The following is an 8,127-nucleotide window of genomic DNA, read 5'->3' as shown; positions in this document are numbered from 1 at the left end:
ATGCGGTATCTACCATCTGGTTTTTTTATACATTCCAGTCGGCTAATCATCCGGCGATTGGCCACTTGCACCTGCTTAAACGTTAGCCCCAAGACTGCACTCCCCATGCTAATTTGCTGTTGATCAATCACCAAGCGAGTTTTGCTTGACAGGCTGGGGATAACGACCTCAAGGCTATTCGGATCCTTATTGACTCGAATTTTGCAATCGGCTGGCTTTTGCGGAGCCAGAAAACTACTCCGAGGCACCGATGGATTATCCAGTGCTCTCAACGCATCATAAGCCGTAGCAAATCGCTGATCAATCCTAGGATTGGTCATTAGTTTTAACCACTGAGCCAATTCGGGGCTAACTTGTACATTCCGCTCAAAGTCAATTCTCATCCCCTGTTGCGGCAAGCTAGACGGGTGGGTACCTGTGAGCAGCGCAATCAAGGTAGCCCCTAGGCTATACAAATCAGAAGCAGTAATGGCTCGCCCTGCCAATTGTTCTGGTGCTGTGTACCCATAGGTGCCTACGACCGTAAAGGAACTGTCCGATCGTTCGCTAAAAATTTGCACCGAGCCAAATCAATTAGATAGACCTGTTGAATAATTTGGTTAGCCTCTAGAGTCAACAACACATTACTAGGTTTGATGTCACGATGAATCACAGGCGGTTGTTGGCGATGTAGGTACACTAGAATATCCAACAGCAATCGGGCAATTTGCTTGACATTCTCTTCACTGAAGCTAATCTGCTCTTGCATACAAGCCTGTAGAGACTTGCCTTGAATATAGGTTTGAACCAAAGCAAACCCTCGGCCACTCTTCAGCGTTAGCTCAAAATGGTCTAGATATGCAGGAATTGATGGATGGGAAAGCATCTGTAAGGTAGATGCCTCTCGCTCAAACAGGCGAATGTCATCCCGGCCGACGGCTTCCCCCAGAGCCATCACTTTAATGACAACCGGTGTTTGCGTCTTTAAGTCGATCGCCAGCAATGTGCGTTTACCAGGTTTTTGACCTAGTTGTCGTCGAATTTCATAGCGATTGACCAGAACTGGATTTGCCATACATTTAGTAGGACATTTAGTTTAGTACACCCTGATCGTCATCAATCTAACCCCCGTTATCGGAACATACACCCCAAGATTTCTCATCGTCAAGAGACGATTGTCCGATCTAACCCATACCTTTTCGATGCCTAGAAGGTTTTTGTTGTTGCCATTTATCAACATGACGATACCAAGCAGGTGGCATCTCATCCCAAATCTGATCATCCAGTAATCGCCCACCCGCCTTCGAGTGATGCCCACCCCACTGTTTGAAGAAGAAGGCAACCTTAGCTTCTCGCGTTTGACGCAAGATATGTCTAACCCATTCCGGCTTTATGGGCCGATGCTGATAGCCAGACTCACCGCCCACAATCACCCAATCAATTCCCTCTAGATTGAGGTCAAGTGGGCCTAGCAGAGGCTCACACGAGAGAAAACGAACGGTTGCTGGCACTTGCCTCAAAGCATCAATTCTATGAGTGTAGTGCTGATTCTCTACAGACACGCCAACCCAGATATTTTCAGACCATTCGAGCTTAGGTGCTAACTCTGCTAAGTTCTGATCCCGCTTAGTCAGAATTTGGTATGTGTGCCAAGGAGTATCTCGCATGACTGCAAAAATCTCCTGTAGATACGCAAAAGGTACATCTTTGTGAAAAAGGTCGCTCATGGAGTTCACAAAGATTCGACTCGGTGTTCGCCACTTCTTTGGCTGCTCCAGTCGCTCTGGGTGAAGTGTCAACTTAAAGCCGTGCGGGAAATTCTGAGGAAATCTCTCTGTTAATGCTTCGGCATAGCAATAACGACAACCTGGACTCACCTTATTACAACCAGTAGTAGGGTTCCAAGTCTTGTCAGTCCATTCAATACCAGTGTTGCTGCTTGACATTTGGGTAGTATATACTTTTCAGGACTGGTCGTAAAATACTATTTTAGTACAAAAGATCTGCTAAACTCTAAGTTTGATATGACATGTGTCATTTTTTTGTGGTCAGTCGTGGCGACGCAACATAATAAGTCGCTGCACCGGAACGCTGCAAGCTGCTTGGCTGGGCGGCAAAGCTTATCTGCGTCCAGTGAGCTTGGTCGTTAGCTGGCTCCGCATCGAATCCTTGCACTCGTTCTTCGAGGTCGTCTGTTAAACCGAAAAGCCCAGAAGGCGATCGGTTGAGACATTGATTTCAGTTTTGTTAGTAAGTGTGAAAGCGCCTATACGCAACGCCTCTATGAGAACTCATTTCTTGAATGTTGATCTTGAAATCGAAAGTCATCACAACCTTCAGCCGATTGTTGAAGACTTTGGAGATGATGTTTACAACCTTTACTGTGGAGAAGCTCAAGGGCATTATCTAGCAACCTTTGAGCTAAGTGGCGCTCCAGGAACAGACCCAGATTCAGTAATCTATAGTTTTTGCAGATTAATTGAGTCCTTTGATCATGAGGCGAAGAAACTCTGGGAAAGTGCGTTCACAAAAGTGTTTGATATTGGATACGAGGGTGGTTCAGAGCCAAGTAGCTACTCATCGGAGATTCGTGTGGAAACTATTGAAAGGGTTGCATTGCTTGAAGCCTCCATACGAGTGACAATTTATCCACCAAGCCCGGTTAATCCAGCTAACAACCCTAGTGCAGCGGATTGAAGGGCGATGGTAGCTGCGTTCTAGCTCGTTTGCAACCGCTGACCAGAGCCGTTAGATGTCATAGCACACTATCTGGTGACATATTGCGAAAAAGATTTGCGCCTAAATGCTTTGAGTGAGTGAAGCAATGCCATACTCGAAAAATATCTAAAAGAATAATGCGGTATGGCCTCGGTTCCCCCCAGTCCCAAAATTTATCACATTACGCATATCGACAACCTGCCGAGCATTGCAGCAAGTATGGGGCTGGTTTCGGACGCAAACCGCATTGCAAGTGGACTGTCCTGCTCTTTGGTGGGGATGTCTACTATTAAGCAGCGCCGACTCGACGAGATAGAGGTTTCATGTCATTCCGGAACAACGGTTGGGCAGTATGTGCCTTTCTATTTCTGCCCACGTTCCATCATGCTCTACATTCTGCACATGGGAAATCATCCAGATGTAAGCTACAAGGGTGGTCAGCAACCTATTGTCCACCTCCAAGCAGACTTCCATACAGTAATCAACTGGGCAAATTCAAACAATGTACGTTGGGCTTTCAGCAATGGGAATGCAGGTTCTCGCTTAACTACCTTTTATAACCATCCCTCCAAACTCAGTGAGATTGACTGGGCTGCCGTTGCGTCTACAGATTTCCGTGATGCCAAAGTCAAGGAAGGTAAACAAGCGGAGTTTTTGATGTTTGATGTCTTTCCGTGGACACTAATCGAGAAAATTGGGACAATCAATAGTACTATGGCAACAAAGGTTCAGACGGCTCTGGCAAATGTCGGGCATCAACCCGTTGTAGTCATAGAGCCAAGCTGGTATTTTTGATCGGAGATACTGAACCCATGATTGAGCTAACTCAAGGTGATATTCTCAAAGCCGATGTTGAGGCATTGGTTAACACCGTGAATTGTGTTGGTATCATGGGACGTGGTATTGCACTGCAATTTCGGAAAGCCTTTCCAGAAAACTTCAAAGCTTATGAAGCTGCTTGCAAGGCTCATCAGGTGCAACTTGGCAAGATGTTTATATATGACCTGAATCGCCTGTATAATCCCCGCTTCATAATTAACTTTCCCACTAAGCGCCATTGGAAAGGCAAAAGCCGCATCGAAGACATTAAATCGGGGCTTGCAGACCTGATAAGCGTTATACAGCAGCAGCAGATTCGTTCGGTTGCAATTCCTCCGTTAGGTTGTGGATTAGGTGGTTTGAACTGGGAGGAAGTGCGACCATTAATTACCGAAGCTTTCCAGTCCATACCAGAAGTAGCCGTCCTTTTGTTTGAGCCTGTCGGGGCACCCCAAGCTGCCGCAATGGTCAGAGAGAACAAAGTGCCAAACATGACTGTTGGACGAGCGGCGTTGCTAGGACTAATGCGCCGCTACTTAGCAGCCGTTATGGATCCTACTGTGACTCTTCTGGAAGTACATAAGCTAATGTACTTTATGCAAGAAGCTGGTGAACCTCTGCGCCTGAATTATCAGAAGGCTCCCTATGGACCTTACGCTGAAAATCTACGTCATGTCCTCAGTCATATTGAAGGACATTTTATCAGTGGCTATGGCGATGCTGAAGATCGACCAGATAAACCGTTAGAGTTGAAGCTCTATGCCTCTGAACAAGCCGAAACATTTCTAACAGAGCATGAAGCGACACAGGAAAGGTTTGCCCGTGTTGCGGATCTTATCAAAGGATTTGAGACGACTTTTGGTATGGAGTTGCTATCTACTGTGCATTGGGTTGCTACTCGCGAAGACGCTACAACACCAGAGGAAGCTGTCACCAAGATCCATGATTGGAATATACGCAAACGTATGTTTGAACCTCGTCATATCCACTTAGCATGGACACGACTACGTGAAGCAGGGTGGTTGTCATAAGCTCAGGTGTTCTGGTTGCAACCGACATCTAACAACCCTGGTGCAGCGGACGCTTGAGAGAACTCAGTTGTGATGCAAAAGTGATCTACCGCCGCTGACCAGGAACGTTAGGTGGCTTAAGTCCTCGGTAGTGACGGTACTTCAAAGTTACTGGTGAAAGAAATAAGGCGGTACGGGGTTTAGCAACTGCGAAGGGTGCAGCAGATCAAGATTCTGATTTGCTAGGATTGAGAAAATTTGCCTTTGGTAGTTTTGCTCCCTTATATAACGATTTATGACCTCAGAGATCCAACTACAAGCCTCTTCCGTAAAACTTGCTACAACGCTAGATTCACTATCCGCAAGCCTATCTACATATCTTGGTTATCTGGGTTTACCGACAGATTCGGTTTTGGTTGGGCTTGATGAGCGTCGAAAAGTTATTAATAATATGCCTTACATTATGCCTGCCCTTACAGAAGGACAGCGTAGTAGTGCAATGTACATCTCTAAGTTTTCAGCAGCTTGCGTTGTAGGACTTTTTGATGCTGCTCTGAATTACCTTTGGGACGAGACAATTCGCAATCTCCGCTTAAAAGTTGTTCAGTTTGATTTAGATTATTTTTATGACACTGCAATCACAGACGCGAATCAGCGTTCTAAATTTAGGGATGAAAGTGATCTAGAAAAGCTAGACGATTGGGTACTCGTCAGAGGTTGTCGCGAAACAGGAATCATTAGCGATATTGGATACCGACATTTGGATTACATCCGCGATATGCGGAATCATGCCAGTGCTGCTCATCCAAATCATAATGAATTGACGGGCTTACAATTGGCATCATGGCTAGAAACTTGCATAAAAGAGGTTCTTGGAAAGGACCCTGAAGGTGCAGCTATAGAAGTTAAGCGGCTTTTGCGAAGTGTTCGAGAGGAAATTCTTTCCGCAACTGATGTACCTCCTATCTCAGAAGCGATTGTACGTTTGCCTGAAGATCTAGCTCATTCTCTCTTGAGAACCGCGTTCGGAATGTACACCGATCCTAGATTAGATGCAAACGTCCGAAATAACGTTCGATTTCTTGCACCTGAAATCTGGGAAGTTTGTTCGGAGGACGCAAGATATGACATTGGCTTAAAGCACGGGTCGTTTTCAGCCAACGGGGAGGTTTCCAGAGCAAATCTAGCCCGTGATTTTCTCACAATTGTAAATGGATTGGCTTATCTACCAGCCAATACTATTGCCATTGAGATAACTTCTGCCTTAGATGCTTTATTAGCTGCCCACAACGGTTGGAATAATTTCTATAACGAACCATCTCCCGCAAGATTACTTCAATCTTTTGTTCCTGTGAGTGGCACTATTCCAGATAGTGTGTCAGGGAGGTATGTCAAGGTCTTAACCATGTGTCATATAGGTAATGGTTATGGAGTTTCATCTGGTGCCGAGCCAATTTACAGTAATTTGATTAATCGTTGGCAAGACAATCAAATATCTCAGTTTATTAGGCTGACTTGTGATTCAGAGATTATCTCGCGTCTTCAATTTACTTCCTGCCAAAACCGTTACCAGAAACTTGCAAGTAGATTAGTTGACCAAGCTACTCACCCCAACGTGAAACTAGCTTTAGAATTTATTAGAGATTTTCCGACTGAAAAGCTAGACAGAATCAGTAATGACTCTCGTTTTCAAACCATCTTGAAAACCGTGAAACGTTGAATGAACTTGTCAACTTTATAAACACACTTTAGCTGGAGTGTAAAATGGTTTCCTTAGAATTAATCTCAACATTGAAGGGGCTGAGCCGCTCAGACAAATTCTATATCATGCAACTTCTAATTTCAGAACTAGCCCAACAGGAAGCAGATCTGATTAAACCTAACCAGGCTTACCCCATATGGTCGCCTTATGATGCCCATGAAGCAGCAGATACGATGTTAAAGGTACTACAAACCGCCAAAACTCAAGACCATGCGTAATGCTGAGCGGTATCCATTTCTTTCCGGTGATCCAACTTTAGGTGAAGCCAGTTTTCGCCCCTACTTATCGTTCACCCTGCTTCACCAACAAGTTTCTGTTCCAGCATCCGCTCTTCTAGATACTGGCGCGAGTGTCAATGTGCTGCCGTACTCAATAGGAGCTGAGCTTGGATATGACTGGGAACGGCAAACAACAGCACTGAGTTTGACAGGAAATCTGGCTCAGTATGAGGCGCGTGTCGTACTTGCTCAAGCGGTCGTTGGTCAATTTGAGCCTGTGCAACTGGTATTTGCCTGGACACAAGCTATCAATGTACCGCTTATCTTGGGTCAGGTGAACTTCTTTATGGAGTTTGATGTTTGCTTCTATCGTTCACAGCTAGAGTTTGCAGTCAGCCCTAAAGCTCTTTCGGGGTAGGTTGATGTTTTTGCCAGCCACCTAACACTGCGTGGCAGCGGACGGACGAAAGCTGCTGGTGCTGAGTTCAAGGTTATCTGCCGCCGCTGCACTTCACCGTTAGCTGGCTTCGTTTTTGGGTTAGAGCTGTACATCCAGATTGCTTGTAAGATACACAGCCTGAGAGATCGCAGGGTTACACACCTTAGGTAGCGGTTTATATTTGACAAAGTAGCCCTTTTGTAAATCAACTTGTTTGTATGAAGCGATCTGCCTCTTCAGTGCCAACATTTGATGCAATGCTTATACCCACAATTCAGGCTCTACAAATTCTGGGTGGGTCTGGCACAACTGAGGAGATTTATGACCAAGTGGCACAAATCCTCAAGTTGCCAGATGAAGTGCTTGAAATCCCACATGGAAGTAGCTCACAAAGTGAAGTTGAGTATCGTCTTGCCTGGAGCCGTACCTATTTGAAGAAATATGGGCTTTTGCAGAATTCGGCTCGGGGAGTATGGTCATTATTGTCAACCACTACCAATATTGATGACTTAGATCCCAAAGAAATTGTCAAAACTGTTCGAGATGCAGAAAAGAGCAAGGTTATTCCTTCAGATCCAACCACCGAGACTGTTGAATCAATCGAAACCCTAGAAGAACTCACATGGCATCAGCAGTTACATAAAATGCTGCTAGAGCTTGAACCATCTGCATTTGAGCGTTTGGCACAACGCCTACTGCGTGAATCGGGTTTTATCCAAGTTCAAGTTACTGGGAAGTCTGGCGATGGTGGCATTGATGGAGTCGGCATTGCTCGCATCAACGGCTTCTTGAGCTTCCATGTGCTTTTTCAATGTAAGCGTTACCAAGGAGCAGTAACGGCGGGGCAAATTCGAGATTTTCGGGGAGCCATGCAAGGGCGCACTGACAAGGGGTTATTGATCACAACTGGTACCTTTACCAGAGATGCAATTAAGGAGGCAACCAGAGATGGCGCACCCCCGATCGACTTGATCGATGGTGAGCAGCTAGTCCAACGCTTGAAAGAACTGGGACTTGGTGTCAAGATCACAATGATTGAGTCAGTAGAAGTTGATACAGCTTGGTTTGCAAAAATTTAATTCAATGAGGTCTAAATGGTTACAACCCTTAATAAATCATCTTCTTTGATTTATGAGATCCGAATCGAGAAAGTTGGCAACTGGGATTTATTCAAATTTAGTG

General features: G+C 45.3%; 10 protein-coding genes. 7 read left to right on the top strand and 3 right to left on the bottom strand.

Annotated features, from left to right (window positions below; translation table 11 throughout):
* From NZ772_09305 to NZ772_09295, 3 genes are all read right to left on the bottom strand, one after another.
* A partial coding sequence (locus tag NZ772_09305) for a hypothetical protein (GenBank protein MCS6813749.1) occupies positions 1-560 on the bottom strand: 560 nt, incomplete at its 3' end.
* Entirely contained in the window at positions 515-1,054 is a 540-nt protein-coding gene (locus NZ772_09300) for a protein kinase (protein ID MCS6813748.1), read from the bottom strand. The genes NZ772_09300 and NZ772_09305, both read right to left, overlap by 46 nt.
* A 109-nt stretch (positions 1,055-1,163) precedes the next feature.
* The gene (locus NZ772_09295) at positions 1,164-1,925 is read right to left on the bottom strand and encodes a phage Gp37/Gp68 family protein (GenBank protein MCS6813747.1); all 762 of its coding nucleotides are present in this window, start codon (positions 1,923-1,925) and stop codon (positions 1,164-1,166) included.
* 286 nt (positions 1,926-2,211) lie between these two features.
* On the opposite strand from NZ772_09295, the gene NZ772_09290 reads away from it, so the two are divergent.
* The 7 genes from NZ772_09290 to NZ772_09260 all read left to right on the top strand — a co-directional run bounded on the left by NZ772_09290 (position 2,212) and on the right by NZ772_09260 (position 8,024).
* Positions 2,212-2,676 (top strand): hypothetical protein, encoded by a 465-nt coding sequence (locus NZ772_09290; GenBank protein ID MCS6813746.1) that lies wholly within the window; start codon positions 2,212-2,214, stop codon positions 2,674-2,676.
* A gap of 165 nt (positions 2,677-2,841) precedes the next feature.
* Complete coding sequence (locus NZ772_09285) at positions 2,842-3,492, top strand: DUF4433 domain-containing protein (protein ID MCS6813745.1); 651 nt, start codon at positions 2,842-2,844, stop codon at positions 3,490-3,492.
* 17 nt (positions 3,493-3,509) lie between these two features.
* Positions 3,510-4,547, top strand: a complete 1,038-nt coding sequence (locus NZ772_09280) for a macro domain-containing protein (GenBank protein MCS6813744.1) — start codon at positions 3,510-3,512, stop codon at positions 4,545-4,547.
* A gap of 274 nt (positions 4,548-4,821) precedes the next feature.
* A complete protein-coding gene (locus tag NZ772_09275; protein MCS6813743.1) occupies positions 4,822-6,246 on the top strand; it encodes a hypothetical protein in 1,425 nt (474 codons plus the stop codon).
* A gap of 44 nt (positions 6,247-6,290) precedes the next feature.
* Positions 6,291-6,506 carry a hypothetical protein gene (locus NZ772_09270; GenBank protein MCS6813742.1) on the top strand — a complete coding sequence of 72 codons (216 nt, stop codon included), beginning with the start codon at positions 6,291-6,293 and terminating at the stop codon, positions 6,504-6,506.
* Positions 6,499-6,924, top strand: coding sequence for an aspartyl protease family protein (locus NZ772_09265; protein ID MCS6813741.1), 426 nt, complete (start codon positions 6,499-6,501; stop codon positions 6,922-6,924). Before NZ772_09270 ends, NZ772_09265 begins: the two co-directional genes overlap by 8 nt.
* A gap of 239 nt (positions 6,925-7,163) precedes the next feature.
* Positions 7,164-8,024, top strand: coding sequence for a restriction endonuclease (locus tag NZ772_09260; protein MCS6813740.1), 861 nt, complete (start codon positions 7,164-7,166; stop codon positions 8,022-8,024).
* The last annotated feature ends 103 nt before the right edge of the window (positions 8,025-8,127 follow it).

This window comes from Cyanobacteriota bacterium, from assembly GCA_025054735.1.
Classification (GTDB): Bacteria; Cyanobacteriota; Cyanobacteriia; order SKYG9; family SKYG9; genus SKYG9.
Note: the sequence above shows the minus strand (reverse complement) of the source record. Positions and strands in the feature narration are given on the sequence as shown.

What these genes read in the sequence shown, in the direction of transcription:
- NZ772_09260 (MCS6813740.1), top strand. Translation starts at nt 7,164, where the DNA reads ATGAAGCGATCTGCCTCTTCAGTGCCAACATTTGATGCAATGCTTATA.
- NZ772_09265 (MCS6813741.1), top strand. Translation starts at nt 6,499, where the DNA reads ATGCGTAATGCTGAGCGGTATCCATTTCTTTCCGGTGATCCAACTTTA.
- NZ772_09285 (MCS6813745.1), top strand. Translation starts at nt 2,842, where the DNA reads ATGGCCTCGGTTCCCCCCAGTCCCAAAATTTATCACATTACGCATATC.
- NZ772_09280 (MCS6813744.1), top strand. Translation starts at nt 3,510, where the DNA reads ATGATTGAGCTAACTCAAGGTGATATTCTCAAAGCCGATGTTGAGGCA.
- NZ772_09295 (MCS6813747.1), bottom strand. Translation starts at nt 1,925, where the DNA reads ATGTCAAGCAGCAACACTGGTATTGAATGGACTGACAAGACTTGGAAC.
- NZ772_09275 (MCS6813743.1), top strand. Translation starts at nt 4,822, where the DNA reads ATGACCTCAGAGATCCAACTACAAGCCTCTTCCGTAAAACTTGCTACA.
- NZ772_09270 (MCS6813742.1), top strand. Translation starts at nt 6,291, where the DNA reads ATGGTTTCCTTAGAATTAATCTCAACATTGAAGGGGCTGAGCCGCTCA.
- NZ772_09300 (MCS6813748.1), bottom strand. Translation starts at nt 1,054, where the DNA reads ATGGCAAATCCAGTTCTGGTCAATCGCTATGAAATTCGACGACAACTA.